This is a genomic window from Endozoicomonas sp. ONNA1, assembly GCF_024606325.1.
Lineage (GTDB): Bacteria > Pseudomonadota > Gammaproteobacteria > Pseudomonadales > Endozoicomonadaceae > Endozoicomonas_A.
This window is the reverse complement of record NZ_JAHHPN010000661.1, coordinates 1-1,175: the sequence shown is the minus strand read 5'-3', so window position 1 is coordinate 1,175 and position 1,175 is coordinate 1. Positions and strand designations below refer to the sequence as shown.

Below are 1,175 nucleotides of genomic sequence, written 5' to 3'. Positions count from 1 at the left end.
AGCCATGAGCGGGGAAAAGCTTGAGTAATGACTAACGACATCAAAGGAGACATGATGGCTCATAAGCAAGAAACTGAATTTGTAGCCCTGAACATTGCGGTACTGACTGTTTCTGATACTCGTACCGTGGAAACAGACACCTCCGGTCACCTGTTGGTGGATCATCTGACCGACGCAGGACATAAACTGGCAGACAAAGCCATTGTCAAAGACAACATCTACAAGATTCGTGAAGTCGTATCCCGCTGGATCGCCTCGGACAATGTTCAGGCTGTTCTGGTAACAGGTGGCACAGGCTTTTCGGGGCGTGACAGTACTCCGGAAGCATTACTCCCAATCTTTGACAAGGAAGTAGTCGGTTATGGCGAGCTGTTCCGTCAACTCTCCTATGAGCAGGTGGGTACCTCCACCATTCAGTCGAGAACCGTTGCCGGCTTTGCCAATGGGACGATCATTTTTGTGATGCCGGGTTCTAACAATGCCTGTAAGACTGGCTGGGAAGGTATTATCAGAGAGCAGTTGGACAGTCGCCAGCGCCCCTGCAACTTTGTTGAGCAACTCAAAAAGGTAGAAGGCTGATGTCGCTGACCCATACCAATGATGAGGGAAAGGCCAGCATGGTGGATGTGGGTGACAAAAATGTCACCCGGCGTGAAGCCAGGGCAGAAGGTTTTGTGGTGATGAAGGCAGAAACACTGGCGCTGGTGGCTGACAATGGTCTGAAGAAAGGCGACGTTCTGGCGGTTGCCCGCATTGCTGGCATCCAGGCGGCGAAACAGTGTGGCAACCTGATTCCACTGTGTCATCCGCTAATGCTTAACTTTATTGGCGTAGAATTTGAACTCGAACCTGAGCAAAACCGCATTCGGATCGAGACATGCTGTCGTCTGAGTGGTAAAACCGGTGTTGAAATGGAGGCGCTGGCAGCGGCTTCAGTGGCTGCCTTGACGATCTACGATATGTGTAAGGCGGTCGATAAGGATATGTGCATCGAAGGCGTGCGGGTGCTTGAGAAAAGTGGTGGTAAGGGCGGTCACTACAAGGCAGAATAAATGACTGTGGCAACACGCGAAGCTGCCACGGGCTTTTAGGTTTTAGCTGGTAGGCTGTCGCTGCCGAATTAATAATTTCAGTTGTTCAAAGCCTTCGCTGAACCTGGCATCCATCTGGTCCAT

General features: G+C 51.1%; 2 protein-coding genes. Both read left to right on the top strand.

Annotated features, from left to right (window positions below; genetic code table 11):
• The first annotated feature begins 54 nt into the window (after positions 1 to 54).
• Entirely contained in the window at positions 55 to 579 is a 525-nt protein-coding gene (gene moaB / locus KDK19_RS15595) for a molybdenum cofactor biosynthesis protein B (RefSeq protein WP_257276077.1), read from the top strand.
• Positions 576 to 1,052, top strand: a complete 477-nt coding sequence (gene moaC / locus KDK19_RS15590) for a cyclic pyranopterin monophosphate synthase MoaC (protein ID WP_257292312.1) — start codon at positions 576 to 578, stop codon at positions 1,050 to 1,052. The genes moaB and moaC overlap by 4 nt, the downstream gene beginning before the upstream one ends.
• Positions 1,053 to 1,175: the final 123 nt, after the last annotated feature.